This is a genomic window from Prevotella sp. ne3005 (genome assembly GCF_900110085.1).
Taxonomy (GTDB): Bacteria; Bacteroidota; Bacteroidia; order Bacteroidales; family Bacteroidaceae; genus Prevotella.
Map to the genome: position 1 here is coordinate 674296 of NZ_FOCK01000001.1, position 20119 is coordinate 694414.

Genomic DNA, 20119 nt, shown 5'->3' on the forward strand with positions numbered 1-20119 from the left:
ATGGCTGTTAAGAAGAAATACGACCGCAACGTCTTAGGTCGCGGCTTGGATAGCATCGGCACAGGCCGAGGCCTGGATGCCCTGATAGATACCAGCGACATACAGACAAAAGGAACATCGAACCTGAATGAGATTCCCATCAAACTCATTGAACCCAACCCTAACCAGCCCCGTCGGGAATTCGACGAGAGTGCCATGAAGGAACTGGCTGCCAGTATCCGTGAGATTGGCCTCATCACCCCCATCACCGTCAGACAGACGGAAGAGGGCACGTATCAGATCATTGCTGGTGAGCGCCGTTGGAGAGCCTCTCAGATGGCTGGTCTGGAGTCGCTGCCTGCCTATATCAAGACGGCTGCCGACGATGACGTCATGGAGATGGCCCTCGTAGAGAACATCCAGCGTGAAGATCTGAACGCCATCGAGATAGCCCTCGCCTACCAGCATCTCTCGGATACCTTGGGACTTACCCAGGAGCGTATCTCCGAACGCGTAGGCAAGAGCCGTACCTCTGTCACCAACTATATGCGTCTGCTGAAGCTGCCCGCCCCCATCCAGATGGCCTTGAAGAACAAGGAGATGGATATGGGACATGCCAGGGCCCTGCTTTCGATAGACAGTCCTTCGGCACAGATCAAGCTCTTCAACGACGTGAAGCGTAACGGCTATTCCGTCAGAAAGGTGGAGGAGATGGTTCAGGCCATCAAGTCGGGAGAGAGTCTGCAGAACGTGAAGCGTACCATCGCTCCCAATCAGCTGCCGCTGGAGTACAGCATCCTGAGAGACCGTCTGTCGGAGCTCTTCGGCGTCAGGGTACAGATGACCTGCTCACCACAGAGCAAGGGACGCATCAGCATTCCATTTGTCAATGAGGACGAGTTGGAGGGCATTCTGAGAGCGTTCGACAAGGTCAAGAATAAGTAAGCGTAATAACAGAAGGAAACGTTGAGAAAAGTTAGATATATAAGATGTCAGCGTCTGCTGGCGATGATGCTGTTTCTGATGGCAGGCCTACAGCAGGGCCATGCCCAGGAGATGCTGCTCAAGAAGGCTGTTGACAGTTTGCAGACCGTCGTCGACAAGAACCTGCCAGACAGTGTGAAGGCTATCATCAACGACAGTACGATTACGGACGAAGAACTGATGAAGAACATCAACAAGGAAGTATCGTTGCTGGTGGACTCGACATTGAAGAATCAGACACAGCCCGCTAAAGACTGGAGCACTTGGCGCCCTGACCCCAAGAGGGCCCTGTGGCTGGCACTCGTCATCCCAGGCGGTGGACAGATATATAACCGCAAGTACTGGAAATTGCCCATCGTGTATGGCGGATTCATCGGCTGTCTGTATGCCATGAACTGGAACAACACGATGTACAAGGACTACTCTCAGGCCTATCTCGACCTGACGGATAATGACCCAGGTACACAGAGTTATAACCAGTTCCTGCACCTCGGTGCGAAGATTAACGATTCGAACAAAAGTCGTTATGTGGATGTCTTCAAGAAACGTAAGGACCGTTTCAGACGGTGGCGCGACCTGAGCTTTTTCATTCTCGTGGGGGTCTATGCCCTCTCGGTAATCGATGCCTATGTGGATGCAGAACTCTCGGTATTTGACATCTCCAAAGACCTGAGTCTGAAGGTGGAGCCTACAGTCATCAACAACCACTCGTCGAACAATCTGCTCGACGCTTCGTCGGTAGGACTGCAGTGCAGTCTGAACTTCTGAGAGCAAAGGTAAAAAGGTAAGAAAGTAAAAAGGTAAAAAAGACATAATGAAGAAAAGATTATTTTGGATGATAGCCGCCATGCTGCTGGCGGGAGCAAGCAACAATTTGCAGGCGCAAATAGTGACTACCACCCCTGAGGTCACGGACAGTCTCGACATTGATGTAGATGACTACGAGGACGAGGACGAGGATCTGGATGAGGATGAGAATCTGGATGGGGATGACGACATCATACCCACCGAGGACGAGATATCCGTCACCGACAAGGCCGGCAACGAAGAGATCATCGATTTCCCCGAGGCCATGACCTATGACCTCGATAGTCTGCTGAACCTCTATATGTCGAAAAACTATCTGAGTCCCGGCGACTGTGAGATGAAGAACGAGAACCCCACCTACCCCAAGGAGGTATATATCGAACGTCTGAGCAGGATGCCGACGGCGATGGAGATGGCCTATAACGACATCGTGCAGCGCTTCATCGACCGCTATGCAGGGCGACTTCGCTATTCCGTGAGTTACCTGTTGGGTGCCGCCAATTTCTATATGCCCATTTTCGAAGAGGCCCTGGAGAGTTATCAGATACCTCTGGAACTTAAATACCTGCCTATCATTGAGTCGGCACTGAACCCGAAGGCCGTGTCACGCGTTGGTGCTACCGGTCTCTGGCAGTTCATGCTTGGCACAGGCAGACAATACGGCCTGGAAGTAAACTCACTGGTGGATGAGCGCCGCGACCCCGTGAAGTCGTCGTATGCCGCTGCCCACTACCTGAGGGACCTCTACCGCATCTTCGGTGACTGGAACCTAGTGATTGCCGCCTACAACTGCGGTCCGGAGAATATCAACAAGGCCATCCGCCGTTACCGTGCCGCCAATGGTCGTACAGAGAGTGACGCCATCACCCAGGCAGACAAGGATTACTGGAAACTGTACCCCTACTTGCCGGCAGAGACCCGTGGCTACGTGCCTGCCTTCATTGCCGCCAACTACATCATGACCTACTACTGCGAACACAATATCTGTCCGATGACCACCCGTCTGCCGGCACAGAGCGATACCGTCGTAGTACACAAGGATGTACACCTGGAGCAGATTGCCGGAGTGCTTGGTTTAGACGCCGATATCCTGCGCACCATCAATCCCGAGTTCCGTCGTGACATCGTACCTGGCAACACCAAGCCCTATGCCATCCGTCTGCCACTGGCTGATACCGGCAGATTCATTGATTTAGAAGACTCCATCTATAACTACCGTGCCGGAGAGTTGTTGACGAAGCGTGCCGTGGTGGATGTGGCCGACGATATACCCACCTTCTCACGCAGGAGCAAGGGCCATAGCAGCCGTTACAGCAGAAACGCCAAGAGAGGCAGAATACGCAGCAGTGCAAGAGGTGGCAGGAGCAACAGGAGCGTGACTATCCGCAAAGGACAGACCCTCTCGCAGATTGCCAAGCAGAATGGTACAACCGTGGCAAAACTCAGGCGTCTGAACGGTATCAAGGGCAACAACATCCGGGCAGGAAAGAAGCTCCGAGTGAAGTGATAGGAGTGAGAAGAAAGGAGCGAAAAGTGAAAAATGAAGACTACTATGGCAGAAGATGAACTAAAATTGCAGGAAGAAGCTGACGACCAACTGATTAACGGTGCGTTTGAGGTATTACTGAATGATTATGTGGCGTCGCGACACCGTAAGAAAGTGGACCTCATCACGAAGGCCTTTAACTTTGCCCGTCAGGCGCATAAGGGTGTGCGCCGACTGTCGGGAGAGCCGTATATCATGCACCCGATTGCGGTGGCGCAGATTGCCTGTAAAGAAATCGGTCTCGGATCCACAAGTATCTGTGCGGCCCTGCTCCACGATGTGGTAGAGGACACAGACTACACCGTGGAGGATATCGAGAATATCTTCGGAGCCAAGATAGCACAGATTGTAGACGGACTGACGAAGATCAGTGGTGGTATCTTCGGAGAACAGGCTTCAGCACAGGCAGAGAATTTCAAGAAACTGCTGCTGACGATGAGCGATGATATCCGTGTGATCCTTATCAAGATCTGCGACCGTCTACACAATATGCGTACGCTGGATTCGCAGCCTGCCAACAAACAATACAAGATTGCGGGTGAGACCCTCTATATCTACGCCCCTCTGGCAAACCGTCTGGGCCTCAACAAAATCAAATCGGAACTCGAGAACTTAAGTTTCAGATTCGAGCATCCCGATGAGTTTGCTGCCATCGAGAACAAACTGAAGTCCACCAGTGTATCCCGTGACGAACTGTTTGCACAGTTTACCACTCCCATCGAGGAAGCCCTTAAGGGGATGGGTATCAAATATGAGATTAAGGAACGCGTAAAAAGCCCCTACTCCATCTGGAACAAGATGCAGAACAAGCACGTCAGCTTTGAGGAGATCTATGACATCCTCGCCGTGCGCATCATCTTCACACCCAACAACCGCGAGGACGAAATCAACGAGTGTTTCAAGATTTACGTAGCCATCTCGAAGATCTACAAGTCACATCCAGACCGTCTGCGCGACTGGCTCTCACACCCGAAGGCCAACGGTTATCAGGCCCTCCATGTGACGCTAATGTCGAAACAAGGTCGCTGGATAGAGGTACAGATACGCTCAGACCGCATGGACGAGATTGCGGAGCAGGGATTTGCTGCCCATTGGAAATACAAAGACGGCGTAGAAGAAGAATATACGGAGGACGAAACCGAACTGAACGAGTGGCTTCGCACCATCAAGGAGATCCTCGACGACCCACAGCCCGACGCCATGGACTTCCTCGACACCATCAAACTGAACCTCTTTGCCAGTGAGATATTCGTATTTACCCCGAAGGGAGAAATCCGTACATTGCCTGCCAACTGTACAGCCCTCGATTTCGCCTTCTCCATCCACACCTTCCTCGGCAGCCACTGTATCGGTGCCAAGGTGAATCACAAGCTCGTGCCACTGAGTCATAAGTTGCAGAGTGGTGATCAGGTAGAGATTCTCACATCCAAGTCGCAGCACGTCAGTCCGTCGTGGATCAATTTCGTCTCTACGGCGAAGGCAAAGGCTAAGATTCAGGCCATCCTGCGCCGTGACAACCGTGAGATACAGCGCAAGGGAGAAGACACATTGAATGCCTTCCTGCAGAAGAACGGCTTCGAACCCAGTCTTGTGCTGGCTGATAAACTGGCGGAATTCCATGACTACAGCAAACGTGGAGAGTTCTATATGGCCTTAGGAGAGAAGATCGTACTCTTGGGCGAGAAGGATATCGACGAACTGAACGGTAAGAATAAGGTAAGCGACGACGGCATCGGCTGGCGCAAATATGTGCCCTTTGTGGGCAAGAAGAAAAAGGAAGAGACGCAGAAGCATGACCTCTTTATCGTACCAGAGAAGTTCAACCGCAAGAAGCCTATCTTCATCAATGAGGAGAACATCAACCAGTATAAGTTCATGGGCTGCTGTCATCCTATCCCCGGCGACGATGCCCTTGGCTATATTAACAATAAAAACCAGATAGAGATTCACAAGCGCACCTGTCCCGTGGCCGCCAAGCTGAAGTCAAGCTTCGGAAACCGCATCCTCGATATCAAGTGGGACATGCACAAGATTCTCTATTTCGACGCCACCATCCGCATCAGCGGTATCGACCGTGTGGGAATGCTGAACGAGATTACGCAGATTATCTCTTCTCAGATGAATGTCAACATCCATAAGATAACCATCACCTGTGAAGACGGCATCTTCGACGGAAGCATCGACTTGCGCGTCCACGACCGTGAGGATGTAAAAACCATCATCGACAACCTCAAGCGAGTGCCTGACCTCAAGGAAATCTCGGAAATCATGTAAAAATCAACTACAATATGAAAAAACTACTTCTACTAATCGCTGTAACACTTACGGTCGCAGCACAAGCAAAAAGCTACGACAACCCGGATACGATTTTCGTGGCACGCGACGGCACGGGAGAGTTCCGTACCATCGACGAAGCCATCGAGGTATGCCGGGCCTTTATGGACTATCACAAAGTGATCTTCGTAAAGAACGGTACCTACAAAGAGAAGCTGATCATTCCCCAGTGGCTGCAGAACATCGAGATTTGCGGTGAAAGCAAGGAGAAGACCATCATCACCTATGACGACCACGCCAATGTGAAACGTCCGGAGACAGGCAAGCCCATGGGTACCTTCCGCACTTACACGCTGAAGATAGAGGGTAATGCCATCACGCTGAAGAACCTCACCATCGAGAACAACTCCGCTCGGTTAGGACAGGCAGTAGCACTACATACAGAAGGTGATCGTCTGCTCTTTATCAACTGCCGCTTTATCGGTCATCAGGACACCATCTACACTGGTGTGGCCGGTACCCGCCTGTATTTCAAAGGCTGTTATATCTGCGGCACCACAGACTTTATCTTTGGCCCGTCCATTGCATGGTTTGAAGACTGCACCATCGAGAGTCTTGTCAACTCCTATGTCACAGCAGCCTCCACACCTAAGGATCAAGCTTATGGCTACATATTTAATAACTGTCGTCTGATTGCCAAAGAAGGCGTAGACCAGGTATATCTGGGGCGTCCTTGGCGTGATTACGGTTATACACTTTTCATGAATTGCGAACTTGGAGGTCATATCCGTCCTGAAGGATGGCACCACTGGGAGAAGCAGCACGAACAAACAGCCCGCTATCTTGAATACAACAACAGTGGCGAGGGAGCAAAAACCAAGGACCGTGTGGTCTGGAGTCATCAGCTCACGAAAAAGGAGGCTGCCCAAATTACACCAGAGACTGTATTTTCTGTAGGTTCCAAATGGAATCCGCTACAATAAACTCAAAAGCTAACAACCGCATGAAGAAATTACTTATTACCATTGCCTGTGTCGCCACTTCTCTCACGACAATGGCACAGCAAAAGCCGCTCTGGTTGCGTTATAGCGCAATCTCTCCAGACGGCAAGACGATTGTGTTTTCTTACAAAGGAGACCTTTTTACGGTTCCTACAACAGGGGGTGTAGCCCGACAGCTGACTACCAACCCCGCTTACGATGCCTATCCTGTATGGAGTCCTGACGGCAGTAAGATTGCTTTCGCCTCTGCCCGTGAGGGAAGTCTCGACGTCTATGTCGTCGGACAATATGGTGGAGAGCCCACACGTCTAACCACAAACAGCGGCTCCGAACTTCCCTTGGCATTTAAGGACAACGACCACGTGCTTTTCAGCACCAATGCGATGCCCTCGGCACAGTCGAACATCTTTGCCAGTGCCAAGTTTCCACAGATCTATGAGGTGGGACTCCATGGCGGCAGACCCCGTATGTTCTCTGCCATCGCCATGGCTGCCCTCAGCATCAACCAGCAGACGGGCGATCTGCTCTATCAGGATATGAAGGGCAGTGAGGATGCATTCCGTAAGCACCACCAATCGCCTATCTGCCGTGACATCTGGTTACTCTCCAAGGGAGCCTACACTAAACTGACGGACTTCGGCGGTGAAGACCGTAACCCTGTATGGAAAGCCGATGGCAGTGGCTTTTACTATCTGAGTGAGAAAGACGGCACATCGAACATCTACTGTCGCAGCGTGGACGGTAAACAGGAACAGCAGATCACACGTCATCAGAAGAACCCTGTACGTTATCTGACGGCAGCCAACGACGGCACACTCTGTTATAGCTACGACGGCGAGATCTACACCGTCCGTGCAGGCAGTGAGCCGCAGCATGTAGCCGTTACCATTGTTAGCGACCGTGCCGATCGTGACTTGATTCGTCAGGTAAGGACTACAGGAGCTACGGAGATCAGTGTGTCGCCCAAGAACAAGGAGATTGCCTTCGTGCTTCACGGTGATGTCTATGTCACCTCTACCGAGTACAAGACCACAAAGCGCATCACAGATACACCAGAGCAGGAACGTAGCATCAGCTTTTCACCTGACGGCCGCAGCATTGCCTATGCCTCGGAGCGTGGCGGCTGCTGGAACATCTATCAGACCACTATCAAGAACAAGGACGAGAAGCAGTTTACCTATGCCACCGACCTCAAGGAGGAACAGCTGACGAATCAGAACAAGACCTCTTTCCAGCCGCAGTATAGTCCAGACGGTAAGGAGATAGCCTATTTCGAGGACCGCGGCACCATCCGCATCATCAACCTCGCCAGCAAGCAAATCCGCACAGTGATGGACGGCAAGTTTGTCTTCTCCTATAGCGATGGCGACATCGATTTTGCCTGGAGTCCTGACAGCAAGTGGCTCCTTGCCAGTTATATCGGTGACGGTGGCTACCACCATACTGACATCGCCCTGCTCGATGCCTCAGGCAAAGAGAAGCCTTTCAACCTGACGAACAGCGCCTATAACGACGATAACGGCAAGTGGGTGATTGATGGTAAGGCCATGCTCTTCCGCAGTGACCGTGAGGGTTATAAGAACCATGGTGGACATGGTGTGGAGAGAGACTACTTCCTGATGTTCTTCGACATCGACGCCTATGAGCGATTCCTCATGACGAAGGAAGAGAAAGCCCTCTTAGACGAAGCCAACAACCCCAAGAAATCGGAGAAATCCGAGGCTTCCGCCAAATCCGGCAAGAACGAAAAAGCCACGAAGGCTCCTGCTTCTGTACCAGTATTGAGCCTCGACCTGGAGAACTGCCGTAAACGCGTGGTAAGAGTGACGGCCAACTCTTCTTCACTTGGTGATGCCGTGATGACAGCCAAGGGTGATACACTCTATTACCAGGCAGCCTTCGAGGGTGGTTATGACCTTTGGAAGCACGACCTGCTGGAGGGTAAAACGGAGATTGTGCTGAAAGATATAGGGCGTGGCTATCTGGATACAGATGAAAAGATGAAGGAACTCTACCAGATTGGCAAGGGTGGCATCAAGAAGATCGACCTCGCCAAAGGCAAGCCTTCAAACATCGACTTTGAGGCTACCTTTAACTATCGTCCCTATAAAGAGCGTGAGAACCTCTACGACCATGTTTGGCGACAGGTGAAGGATAAGTTCTACCGCACCGACATTCATGGTGTAGACTGGGAGGAATATCGTGAGATCTATGCCAAATTCCTACCTTATATTAATAATGAGTACGACTTCGGCGAGATGCTTTGTGAACTTCTCGGCGAGCTGAATGCCTCGCACACAGGAGCCCGCTATCGTCCTTCGGCTCCCTCACAGACTGCAGAATTGGGTGCTTTCTTCGATGAGAACTACGAAGGTGATGGTCTGAAGATCGCTGAGATTGTCTATGGCGGTCCACTTTCCATCCGTAAGACGGGTATCAAGGCTGGCGACATTATCGAGCGAATTGATGGCATAACCATCAAGAAAGGTGAAGACTACTTTCCGCTATTGGAAGGCAAAGCCAATAGACCTGTACGTCTCACCGTTGGCGGTAAGGAGATTACTGTGAAACCCATCACGAAGTCGAAGTTGAGCGATCTGCTCTATGACCGTTGGGTAGAGCGCAACCGTCAGATGGTGGACAGCCTCTCTGGAGGCCGTGTGGCCTATGTGCATATCGCCTCAATGAATGGCGACTGTTTCCGTAAGCTCTATAATGAGTTGTTGAATGAGGATAACCGTAATCGCGATGCAGTCATCGTAGACGAGCGCCATAATGGTGGTGGATATCTGCACGACGACCTCTGCCACCTGCTGAGCGGACGTCAGCACTCTCACTTCCTGGCTCACGGCAAGTACCTTGGTGTAGAGCCTTCAGCCCAATGGATTGGTCCTTCGTGTGTTCTGATTTGTGAGGATGACTATAGTAATGCATGCGGATTCCCTCGTGAATATCAGGACCTGCAGATTGGCAAGCTCATCGGAACGCCTGTAGCAGGTACAGCTTCCAGCGTATGGTGGGAGACACTCGTCAACGGTATCACCTTCGGTATCCCACAGGTGGGGCGTATTGATATGCGTGGCGACTATGGCGAGAACACCCTCTTGAAGCCTGAGATCATTGTCTATAACACCCCTGAGGATTATCTCAGCGGACGAGATCGGCAGTTGGAGAGAGCCGTTGAGGAAATGCTGAAGGAAGCCGATGCCTTCAAGCAGAAGCATAAGGATGAATTCGGAGGAAGACCCAGATAACAATAATCCCCGCCAAATGGCTGGGATTATTGTTTATTGAAGGTAATCCAACTGTTTCTTCAATACCTGCAGTTCATCGCGCACCGCTATCAGGCGCTCCAGGGCATCAGCCTTGGTTTCTGCACCTTTGCGGTTCTGCGTCAGGATCTTACGGGCTGCGGAGATCTTGAAGCCACGCTTCTTCACAAGGTTATGGATCAACCGGATCTGCTCAATATCCTTTTCTTGATACTGACGCACCTTTGAAGGTCCGCTTACCTTCGGCTTCAGGAATGGGAACTCCTGCTCCCAGTAGCGAAGCGTACTCTCATTGAGTTCAAACATCTCTGCCACCTCCTTGATGGAGTAGTAGAGCTTCAGGTTCTTGTTCAGATTCAGTGCCATAATTACCTCCTTATTTCTTGTTTACAACTTGCAAAGCTCAATGACCTTGTCGATAGCGGCAGAGAGACCATCAGGGTTCTTACCACCAGCAGAGGCGAAGTGAGGCTGTCCGCCACCACCACCCTGCATCAGTTTGGCGGCCTCACGAACGAGCTGGCCTGCATTCAGACCATGATCCTTCACCATATCATCGCTGAGCATGACGTTCAGCATAGGTTTGCTGTCGAAGATGGTACCTACCACACAAACGAGGCCCTCTGGATGCAGCTCGCGCACCTTGAACACCAGATCCTTGGCAGCATTGGGCATCATGTCGAACTTACCTGTTACCACTGTGACACCATTCACAGTACGGGCCTTCTTGACCAGTTCCTGAGAGAGGGCCTGCACACGCTGAGCCTGGAACTGCTCGATATCCTTCTTCATGGAGTCGTGCTCCTCGATATACTTGGCAATGACGCCCTGCAGATCCTTGGCATTGTTGAAGAATGCCTTTACAGCCTTCAGGATATCCTCTGTCTGATAGAGCAGCTCCTCGCATTCCTTACCAGTCTTGGCCTCGATACGACGGATACCTGCTGCCACAGAACTCTCGGAAACAATCTTGAAGAAGCCGATCTTACCTGTGGCTTTAGCGTGGATACCACCGCAGAACTCACAAGAAGGTCCGAAGCGAACCACACGCACCTTGTCGCCATACTTCTCGCCGAAGAGGGCGATGGCACCAAGTTTCTTGGCCTCATCGAAGGGCACGTCACGATGCTCGTCGAGCTGAATGTCCTGACGAATCATATCGTTCACCATGCGCTCCACCTCACGGATCTGCTCATCGCTCACCTTCTCGAAGTGAGAGAAGTCGAAGCGCAGGGTATCAGGCGATACGAACGAACCCTTCTGCTCTACATGATCACCCAGAATCTGCTTCAAGGCGTAGTCGAGCAGGTGGGTAGCGGTATGGTTGGCAGCAGAGGCGTCGCGCTTTTCGGTATCCACACAAGCCATGAACTGGGCTGATGGATCCTTAGGCAGTTGCTTCACGATATGTACAGTCTGGTTGTTCTCGCGCTTGGAGTCGATGATGTCGATGGTTTCAGCCTCGTTGCAGATAACACCCTGGTCACCTACCTGACCACCCATCTCGCCATAGAACGGCGTATAGTCGAGTACGAGCTCATAGAACTCGTTCTTCTTCTGCGTCACCTTACGATAGCGCAGGATGTGGCACTCGTATTCCGTATAGTCATAGCCTACGAACTGCTGCTCACCTTGGGCAATCTCCACCCAGTCTGAGTTCTCTACAGCAGCTGCATTACGCGCACGCTCCTTCTGCTTCTGCATCTCCACATTGAACTGTTCCTCGTTGACGGTGAAGCCGTTCTCACGACAAATGAGCTCCGTAAGATCGAGGGGGAAGCCATAGGTATCGAAGAGGCGGAAAGCCTGTTCGCCATTCAACTCCTTCTCTCCCTTACCCTTCATCTCGTCCATCGCTTTGTCGAGCAGGGAGATACCCTTGTCGAGAGTGCGGAGGAAAGCATCTTCCTCTTCCTTCATCACCTTTGAAATCAGCTGCTGCTGGGCCTTCAACTCTGGGAAGGCCTCGCCCATCTCAGCTACCAGCGTAGGCACGAGTTTATAGAGGAACGACTCCTTCTGATTCAGGAATGTATAGGCGTAGCGCACAGCACGACGGAGGATACGACGAATCACGTAGCCGGCCTTAGCGTTCGAAGGCAGCTGGCCATCAGCAATCGAGAATGATACGGCACGAAGATGGTCGGCACAGACGCGCATAGCCACGTTGATGTCATCCTGCTCCTTGCTGACTTCACCCTCCTCGAAGGTAGTATATTTCAGCCCAGTAATCTGCTCCTCGGCCTTAATGATGGGCTGGAAGATATCGGTATCGTAGTTGGAGTGCTTGCCCTGCAGCATGCGGACGAGGCGCTCGAAGCCCATACCTGTATCGATGACGTTCATCGAGAGTTTCTCAAGACTACCGTCAGCCTTGCGGTTGAACTGCATGAACACGAGGTTCCAGATCTCAATCACCTGGGGATCGTCCTGGTTTACGAGCTCACGACCACTCTTGCCAGAGGCCTTGCGCTGCTCAGGAGTACGGGAATCCACGTGGATCTCAGAGCAAGGGCCACAAGGACCCGTATCGCCCATCTCCCAGAAATTGTCGTGCTTGTTACCATTGATGATATGGTCCTCGGGCACGTGCTTAGCCCAATACTTGGCAGCCTCATCGTCGCGAGGGATGTTTTCCTCGGGCGAACCCTCGAAAACAGTCACGTAGAGATCCTCGGGATTCAACTTCAGCACGTCCACCAGATACTCCCAGGCCATATCGATAGCGCCTTCCTTGAAGTAGTCGCCAAACGACCAGTTGCCGAGCATCTCAAACATCGTGTGATGGTAGGTATCGTGGCCCACCTCCTCAAGGTCGTTGTGCTTACCAGAGACGCGAAGGCACTTCTGGGTATCGGCACGACGGCGCGGCTCTGGGTCGCGAGTGCCGAGAATGATATCTTTCCACTGGTTCATACCAGCATTAGTGAACATCAGTGTGGGGTCGTCCTTAATCACCATCGGTGCAGAAGGCACGATGGCATGTTGTTTCGACTCAAAGAACTTCTTGAATGAGTCGCGAATCTCGTTTGCTGTCATCTTTCTATTTACGAATTACGAATTACAATTTACTATTTGGCCTGCAAAGTTAAGCCTTTTTTCTGAGATAACCAAAGGTTATCAAGGTTTTTTCAATTCGGAATGATGGTCCCACCCCTTGCTGCCCAGTCGATTTTTTATTACAAACGTCCATCTGTCCGCTTCACCCTTGGAGTTTACTCCGACTAAAGCAGGACTTTACTCCGGGTAAACCTCCACTTTACTCCGAGTAAAGCCCCTTTTTAGACGGCGCAAAATCAAAATCCACCTAATCGTTTGATTGCCAGCGACTTATAGAACCTTCAAGATAATAACGAAATTCCATTACAATCAGCCATATTAAAAAGACACTTCACGCTAAAAAAACTTAATTCCTCTTCTTTCTCGCCAAAAATGATTAACTTTGCACGCAGAAAGCTAAAGACCCATAAGCAAATGGACGACGAAATAAGAGAAGACGGCAATGAAAGCCAGCTGTCTGAGAACACAGAACAGCAAGAGTCGGAAACCCTGCAAGAGGGCCATTCCGACTATCAACCCGTAAACCGCTTTGATGCCGCAGCGGTACACCACTTGAGCGGCATGTACCAGAACTGGTTCTTGGACTACGCCAGTTATAGCATCCTGGATCGTGCCGTCCCCCATATCGAGGACGGTCTGAAGCCCGTGCAGCGACGCATCCTCCACTCGATGAAGCGCATGGACGACGGCAGATATAATAAGGTGGCGAACATCGTGGGCCACACGATGCAGTTCCACCCTCATGGCGATGCCTCCATTGGTGATGCCCTCGTGCAGATGGGACAGAAGGACCTGCTCATCGACACACAGGGAAACTGGGGAAACATCCTCACAGGCTCGAGTGCTGCTGCCCCACGATATATCGAGGCCAGACTTTCGAAGTTTGCCCTCGACACTGTGTTCAACCCCAAGACCACAGAGTGGAAGATGTCGTATGATGGGCGCAACAAGGAGCCCATCACCCTGCCTGTGAAGTTCCCATTGGTACTGGCTCAGGGCGCAGAAGGTATTGCGGTGGGCCTATCCACGAAGATCCTGCCCCATAATTTCTGTGAGATTTGTGATGCAGCCATCGCCTACCTCCACGAACAGCCCTTCCAGCTCTTCCCCGATTTCCCCACAGCGGGTAGCGTCGACGTCAGCAAGTATAACGACGGGCAGCGTGGAGGCTCCGTCAAAGTGAGGGCGAAAATTGAGAAGATAGACCAGAAGACGCTCGTCATCCGAGAGATTCCCTTCTCGAAGACTTCGGAGAGCATTCAGGATTCCATCGTGAAGGCAGTGGAAAAGGGAAAGATCAAGGCCCGTAAGGTGGAGGACCTGACTGCTGCCAACGTGGAAATACAGGTGCATCTGGCTCCTGGCGTGTCGAGCGACAAGACCATCGATGCCCTCTATGCCTTTACGGATTGCGAGATCAGCATCTCGCCCAACTGTTGCGTCATCGAAGACAATAAGCCTAAGTTCCTGACTGTGAGCGATGTGCTCCGTCATACTACAGATCGCACGAAGGACCTGATTCGCCAGGAACTCGAAATCCGCAAGGGCGAGCTCTTGGAGCAACTCCATTTCTACTCGCTGGAAAAGATCTTCATCGAGGAGCGCATCTATAAAGACAAGAAATTCGAGGAAGCCCCCAATGTGGATAAGGTCTGCGAGCATATCGACGAGCGACTGACACCCTACTACCCCAGTCTGATTCGTGAGGTGACGAAGGACGACATCCTGAAGTTGCTCGAAATCAAGATGCAGCGCATCCTGAAGTTCAATAAGGAGAAGGCAGAAGAGCTCATGGCCCGTCTGAAGGCTGAGATTGAGGAGATTGATCGCGACTTAGCCAATCTCGTGGAGGTGACAGCCAATTGGTTCCAGTTCCTCAAGGACAAATATGGTAAGGACCATCCGCGCCAGACGGAGATACGCAATTTCGACACCATCGACTCCGCGAAGGTGGCTGAAGCCAATCAGAAGCTCTACATCAATCGTGCAGACGGCTTTATAGGTACAGGACTGAAAAAGGACGAGTTTGTGTGCAACTGCTCCGACCTCGACGATATCATCATCTTCTATAAGGAAGGTAAATACAAGGTGATCCGCGTGGCAGAAAAAGTGTTCGTGGGCAAAAACGTGCTCTATATCAACGTATTCAAGAAGAACGACTCGCGTACCATCTATAATGTGGTGTATCGTGACGGAAAGAAGGGCTTCTGCTTCATGAAGCGTTTCAACATGACTTCCATGATTCGCGACAGGGAGTACGATGTGACACAGGGTACACCTGGCTCGAGGATCATGTATTTCTCTGCCAACCCCAATGGTGAGGCCGAGGTCATCAAGGTTACGCTCGATCCCAATCCGAAGATCAAGAAAACAATCTTCGACAAGGATTTCTCGGAGATTTCCATCAAGGGACGCACCTCGAAGGGAAACCTGCTGACAAAGTTCTCTGTTTATCGCATTGGTCTGAAGAGTCGTGGACACTCGACTCTCGGAGGGCGCAAGGTGTGGTACGACCCCGATGTGAAACGACTGAACTACGACGAGCATGGACAACTGTTGGGCGAATTCTTCGACGAAGACCAGATCCTCGTCGTCCTGAAGAATGGCGAATACTATCTGAGCAACTTCGACGAGAACAACCACTACGAGGACAACATCCTGCTTATCGAGAAGTACGATCCTGACAAGGTATGGACAGGCATCCTCTATGACGCTGATAACCAAGGTTATCCCTACATGAAGCGCTTCCAGATGGATGCCAACAAGAAGAAGCAGAACTGGATCTCGGAGAATCCTGTCTCCCAGTCGATTCTGCTTACTGATACGCCTTATCCACGCATTCAGGTAACCTATGGTGGCGACGATGCCTTCCGAGGTTCGGAAGAGATTGACGCTGAGCAGTTTATCTCCGTCAAGGGCTACAAGGCCAAAGGCAAGCGTCTGACCACCTATACCATCGAGTCGATTACTGAACTCGAGCCCATCCGCTTCCCTGAGCCCCCTGAAGAGCCTGAGGTTCCAGAGCCAGAAGAGCAGGAAGAACTCGAGGAGGCAGAAGCAGAAACGCCCCAGGTCGAGACAAAAGCACCAGGAACAGAGAATGTCAAGGAAGTTCGAGAATTAAGTCTGTTTGATGATGAGGATTAAACTGATAGGTCTCCTTTTAGCAGCATCTGTTGAAGCTGTGGCCCAGTCGTACACATTCGGCCTTGGTCCCTCACGTATCCTCGACACCTATCTGACACCTGAGCATTTCTCTGGTACGGGTTTCACCTTTTTATATATAAAGGAGCGCCAAAAGCCCGAAAGCAGGTGGAGCACGCAATGGGAGCACGAAGCAGACATCTCGTCAGCCAAAGACCGCAGTAAGAACATCTCTATGCTCGAAGGCAACTACTATTTCTACTGGGGAAAATACTATAACTGGCGACTGATGGACAACAAGCTGCGCCTACAGGCAGGCGGAATGGCCAATGCCAACATCGGTGTGCTCTATGGCATGATCAATTCCAACAACCCCGTCCAGGCTCGGGCTGCCCTGAATATCATGCCCTCAGGCATTGCCACCTACGATCTCAATATCGGACGTGCATGCTTCTCCATCCGCTACGAGCTGGCCCTGCCTTTGGTGGGCCTGATGTTCAGCCCTAACTACGGACAATCGTACTACGAGATCTTCTCACGAGGCAACTACGACCACAATATCGTGCCTACCACCTTTATCTCTGCTCCCACCATGCGACAGCTGTTTACCATCGATTGGCATACAGGCAAGAAGTGGGACCTCCGTGTGGGCTATCTCGGCAACTACCAGCAAGCCCAAGTGAATAACCTGAAGCAACACGTCTATACCCATCGTGTGCTCATTGGAATCGCCCGTAGCTTATGAAGAAAGTTCTGTTTTATCTGATCAGCATGCTGTTCGTAGCAACCTCATGTGTTGATACCGAAGAGTACGAGGATACCCCAAAAGGCAACTTCGAGGCACTATGGCATATCATCGACGAGCACTACTGTTTCTTCGACTACAAACAGCATGAATACGGCCTCGATTGGCAAAACATATATAATATATATAATGTACGCGCGGAAAGCAATCTGAACGACGAACAGTTGTTTGAGGTGCTTACCTCTATGCTTGGCGAACTCCGGGATGGCCATGTGAACCTCAGCACCGCCTTCGACTACGGACGTTACTGGAAATGGCACGAAGACTACCCGACTAATTTCAGCGATACACTTCAACGGCGATACCTGGGTACAGACTATCGCATAGCCAGTGGTCTGACATATCGTATCCTCGACGACAACATCGGATATGTTTACTACAGCAGCTTTAACAATGCCATCGGAGAAAGCAACCTCGACGAGGTGTTACAGTATTTGGCGTTCTGCAATGGTTTGATCTTCGATGTCAGAGGCAATGGCGGTGGCGACCTTACCAATGCAGAGAAACTTGCAGCCCGATTCTGTAATGAGAAAACCCTCGTGGGCTACATGCAGCACAAGACAGGCAAAGGGCACAACGACTTCTCCAGCATGGAAGAGCAATATATCGAGCCCTCATCACGCATCCGTTGGCAAAAACCTGTAGCCGTCCTCACCAACCGAGAGGTATATAGTGCCGCCAACGAGTTCGTGAAATATATGAAATGTATGCCCACCGTCAAAGTGGTGGGCGATCGTACTGGTGGTGGCGCAGGCCTACCCTTAACCTCCACCCTACCCAACGGATGGGTGGTACGCTTCTCAGCTTGTCCGATGTATGATCGTCAGCGTCAGCATACGGAATTTGGTATCGAGCCCGACTATCAAGTGGGCCTCTCAACGGAAGATTTTGTTAAAGGTGAGGATTCTATGATAGAATTTGCACGAAAACTTTTGGTGGAATGAAAAAAATGTCGTACCTTTGCACCGCGAATCCCAGCAGTGCCGCGGCTCAAAAACCCCGCGCTGCACGAACAAGGGCGCCTGTGGCGGAATTGGTAGACGCGTCAGACTTAGGATCTGGTGTCGTGAGACGTGCAGGTTCGAGTCCTGTCAGGCGCACCGAGACTACGCATAAAACAATTGGAAGCATAAAAATCCAAGGAAAAAATGCCCAAAAGGCAGAAATAACGCAGAAAATGATGATATTTTGAAAAAAAAAATAAAATTTTCTTGCACAATTGGAAATAAATGCCTACTTTTGTCACCGATTTATATAAATTAATGCATAGATATATCATATTTTTAATTGTTTAATTATAATTTTTAAGTTCAAATGAAAAAGAAAATTATTAATGGTATTCTGATGGCTGCAATGCTTTTTGCAGGCACAACATCATTTGTTTCTTGTAAGGACAATGTCGACGACGTTTCCGCTGGAATCTACAAGGACATGGACGTCATGAAGCAAAATCTTCTTGACAGGATCAGCAAGACAAATTTGCGTATCGACAGTCTTGGCAGGGAAGTCGATGTCGTTAAAGACACTCTCAAGAATCTTAGAACTGACCTAATTGCTACTCAGGGGCGTGTTAACAGTCTCGAGTCTCGCATGAAGACTGCAGAGGACAGTATCAAGTCTTACAACAATCGTATCAACGCTATCAACGACAAGATCGATGACCTGATCAAGAACGCCATCTATGACGTAAAGGTTGAGGAGACCATCGACGCTGTGATTGGTACAATCAACATTCCTGGAATCAGCATTCCTACTCTGTTCAGCTACTATGGCAAGAACATGAGCGACCTGACCGTATTCCCGACCACCAATCCTAAGGTGAGCGCTTACTACACAAGTCTGGACGAGGCTATCAACAATCCTAACGGCCAGTATCTGTATGACGCTAAGAACGGCGGATGGGAGAAGAGAACTGAAGAGACTGGTCCTTGGATTGGCAAGGTTAAGCAGATCCGCTTCGAGGATGGTGGTGCCCAGCTGGCTCAGTATGCTAACAACGTAGGTACTATCTACTTCCAGATGAACCCGAAGAGCGTTGACATTTCTAATGTTAAGTTCGACATCGTTGACAGCAAGGGTAATGTTTATCCTTATGAGATTTCTGACGTTAAGTCTTCTGACCACGATCTGACCATCGCTCTTGGTAAGCACGGTGAGATTCTGAACGAGGGTGAGACAGACAATGCATACCTCTATCAGGCTAAGGTTCACCTCCCCATGGCTAAGTGGGCTCAGGCTATCTCTTACAACCTCGATGAATCTTGGAAGCTCTTAGGCGACATGAGCAAGATCAAGGATATGGTTGAGAAGGTAAAGGCTGCCAAGAGTGAGGGTGGTAAGACCGAAGCCAGCAAGGTGCTCGTGAAGGAAGCTCTCCAGTGGCTCCAGAACCAGTATCAGAAGACTTACACCAACAAGTATAAGATGAAGTATCAGGCTCTCCGCGCTACTGGTAAGTACAATGTAGCTACTTCTGCAACTAAGATTCTCGTTGCTGCTGTTGAGCCTCTGTCTTATAAGACTTTCTGGGAGCTCGATGCAAACGGCAAGGCTGCCATCAAGGCTAACGTTGATGTTGAGTCTATCGAGAAGGCCGTTGCTGCCCTGATTAAGGCATCTGGTAAGAAGGTTTCTGAGATTGTCAAGATTAAAGAGACTGGTTATCAGATTGAGACTATTAATGGCGCAAATGTAGATGTTGCTACTCTCACTCAGGCTCAGATTAAGGCTATCGTTAGCAATATTCCTTATGCAAACAATGTGCTCGCAAAACTGAAGAAGGTTTATCATGCATCTTCAAGCGATGATATCGCAGCCCTCCAGGCAAGTGCTTCTAACTTCCTGTCTAAGGTTTCTGCTAAGATTGCTTCTGTTGCTGGTGACCACTACTTCTTCAACACTGTAGCTCCTATTGTACTGTTCAAGAATGCCGACGAGGGTGACGAGAGTATGTATCGTCTGTCTCCGGGCTTGCACATCAAGACCAATGGTCACAAGATGAACCTCATCCTGACTTCACCGACTGAGGAGTATCTCGTACCTGCTATGTACAAGTACATCGCAGTTCGTCATAACGACGAGATCGTTGACGCTAAGCTTATCAGCGGTCAGCAGAAGGTTATCGACCTGGATGTTAAGTACGACGGAGAGTGCGAGATCATCTACCAGACCGTTGACTACTCTGGTTATGTAGTAAGCAAGACCTATCCTATCACTGTTGAATAATAGTTAGGAGACGTGAGTTATT

The 20119-nt window shown here is 50.5% G+C and carries 12 protein-coding genes and 1 tRNA gene; 11 read left to right on the forward strand and 2 right to left on the reverse strand.

Annotated features, from left to right (window positions below):
• The 6 genes from BMY16_RS02740 to BMY16_RS02765 all read left to right on the forward strand — a co-directional run bounded on the left by BMY16_RS02740 (position 1) and on the right by BMY16_RS02765 (position 9845).
• Entirely contained in the window at positions 1-924 is a 924-nt protein-coding gene (locus BMY16_RS02740; RefSeq protein ID WP_091839717.1) for a ParB/RepB/Spo0J family partition protein, read from the forward strand.
• A 78-nt stretch (positions 925-1002) separates the two neighbouring features.
• The gene (locus BMY16_RS02745) at positions 1003-1731 is read left to right on the forward strand and encodes a DUF5683 domain-containing protein (protein ID WP_091839874.1); all 729 of its coding nucleotides are present in this window, start codon (positions 1003-1005) and stop codon (positions 1729-1731) included.
• Positions 1732-1777: 46 nt separating this feature from the next.
• On the forward strand, positions 1778-3277 hold the full coding sequence (locus BMY16_RS02750; protein ID WP_244512833.1) for a lytic transglycosylase domain-containing protein: 1500 nt from the start codon (positions 1778-1780) through the stop codon (positions 3275-3277).
• A 45-nt stretch (positions 3278-3322) separates the two neighbouring features.
• Positions 3323-5590 (forward strand): RelA/SpoT family protein, encoded by a 2268-nt coding sequence (locus tag BMY16_RS02755; RefSeq protein ID WP_091839720.1) that lies wholly within the window; start codon positions 3323-3325, stop codon positions 5588-5590.
• Positions 5591-5604: 14 nt separating this feature from the next.
• Complete coding sequence (locus BMY16_RS02760) at positions 5605-6573, forward strand: pectinesterase family protein (RefSeq protein ID WP_091839723.1); 969 nt, start codon at positions 5605-5607, stop codon at positions 6571-6573.
• Between the two features lie 20 nt (positions 6574-6593).
• On the forward strand, positions 6594-9845 hold the full coding sequence (locus BMY16_RS02765) for a S41 family peptidase (protein ID WP_091839880.1): 3252 nt from the start codon (positions 6594-6596) through the stop codon (positions 9843-9845).
• 33 nt (positions 9846-9878) lie between these two features.
• Here BMY16_RS02765 and BMY16_RS02770 read toward each other — a convergent pair whose 3' ends face one another.
• Together BMY16_RS02770 and alaS are read right to left on the reverse strand one after the other, a co-directional pair.
• Positions 9879-10229, reverse strand: coding sequence for a MerR family transcriptional regulator (locus BMY16_RS02770; RefSeq protein ID WP_091839724.1), 351 nt, complete (start codon positions 10227-10229; stop codon positions 9879-9881).
• Positions 10230-10250: 21 nt separating this feature from the next.
• Positions 10251-12902 (reverse strand): alanine--tRNA ligase, encoded by a 2652-nt coding sequence (alaS, locus tag BMY16_RS02775; RefSeq protein ID WP_091839727.1) that lies wholly within the window; start codon positions 12900-12902, stop codon positions 10251-10253.
• Between the two features lie 435 nt (positions 12903-13337).
• Here alaS and BMY16_RS02780 point away from each other — a divergent pair, with 435 nt between their 5' ends.
• The 5 genes from BMY16_RS02780 (at position 13338) to BMY16_RS02800 (ending at position 20097) form a co-directional block, all read left to right on the forward strand.
• The gene (locus tag BMY16_RS02780; RefSeq protein WP_091839730.1) at positions 13338-16070 is read left to right on the forward strand and encodes a DNA gyrase/topoisomerase IV subunit A; all 2733 of its coding nucleotides are present in this window, start codon (positions 13338-13340) and stop codon (positions 16068-16070) included.
• Positions 16057-16812: a DUF3316 domain-containing protein gene (locus tag BMY16_RS02785; RefSeq protein WP_091839733.1), complete on the forward strand. Its 756-nt coding sequence runs from the start codon at positions 16057-16059 to the stop codon at positions 16810-16812. Before BMY16_RS02780 ends, BMY16_RS02785 begins: the two co-directional genes overlap by 14 nt.
• Positions 16809-17816: a S41 family peptidase gene (locus BMY16_RS02790; RefSeq protein WP_091839736.1), complete on the forward strand. Its 1008-nt coding sequence runs from the start codon at positions 16809-16811 to the stop codon at positions 17814-17816. The genes BMY16_RS02785 and BMY16_RS02790 overlap by 4 nt, the downstream gene beginning before the upstream one ends.
• 74 nt (positions 17817-17890) lie before the next feature.
• Positions 17891-17972 (forward strand) — tRNA-Leu (locus BMY16_RS02795).
• Between the two features lie 214 nt (positions 17973-18186).
• Positions 18187-20097 (forward strand): hypothetical protein, encoded by a 1911-nt coding sequence (locus BMY16_RS02800; RefSeq protein ID WP_091839738.1) that lies wholly within the window; start codon positions 18187-18189, stop codon positions 20095-20097.
• Positions 20098-20119: the final 22 nt, after the last annotated feature.

What these genes read in the sequence shown, in the direction of transcription:
- BMY16_RS02780 (WP_091839730.1), top strand. Translation starts at nt 13,338, where the DNA reads ATGGACGACGAAATAAGAGAAGACGGCAATGAAAGCCAGCTGTCTGAG.
- BMY16_RS02760 (WP_091839723.1), top strand. Translation starts at nt 5,605, where the DNA reads ATGAAAAAACTACTTCTACTAATCGCTGTAACACTTACGGTCGCAGCA.
- BMY16_RS02785 (WP_091839733.1), top strand. Translation starts at nt 16,057, where the DNA reads ATGATGAGGATTAAACTGATAGGTCTCCTTTTAGCAGCATCTGTTGAA.
- BMY16_RS02770 (WP_091839724.1), bottom strand. Translation starts at nt 10,229, where the DNA reads ATGGCACTGAATCTGAACAAGAACCTGAAGCTCTACTACTCCATCAAG.
- BMY16_RS02800 (WP_091839738.1), top strand. Translation starts at nt 18,187, where the DNA reads ATGAAAAAGAAAATTATTAATGGTATTCTGATGGCTGCAATGCTTTTT.
- BMY16_RS02755 (WP_091839720.1), top strand. Translation starts at nt 3,323, where the DNA reads ATGGCAGAAGATGAACTAAAATTGCAGGAAGAAGCTGACGACCAACTG.
- BMY16_RS02790 (WP_091839736.1), top strand. Translation starts at nt 16,809, where the DNA reads ATGAAGAAAGTTCTGTTTTATCTGATCAGCATGCTGTTCGTAGCAACC.
- alaS (WP_091839727.1), bottom strand. Translation starts at nt 12,902, where the DNA reads ATGACAGCAAACGAGATTCGCGACTCATTCAAGAAGTTCTTTGAGTCG.
- BMY16_RS02740 (WP_091839717.1), top strand. Translation starts at nt 1, where the DNA reads ATGGCTGTTAAGAAGAAATACGACCGCAACGTCTTAGGTCGCGGCTTG.
- BMY16_RS02765 (WP_091839880.1), top strand. Translation starts at nt 6,594, where the DNA reads ATGAAGAAATTACTTATTACCATTGCCTGTGTCGCCACTTCTCTCACG.
- BMY16_RS02745 (WP_091839874.1), top strand. Translation starts at nt 1,003, where the DNA reads ATGGCAGGCCTACAGCAGGGCCATGCCCAGGAGATGCTGCTCAAGAAG.
- BMY16_RS02750 (WP_244512833.1), top strand. Translation starts at nt 1,778, where the DNA reads ATGAAGAAAAGATTATTTTGGATGATAGCCGCCATGCTGCTGGCGGGA.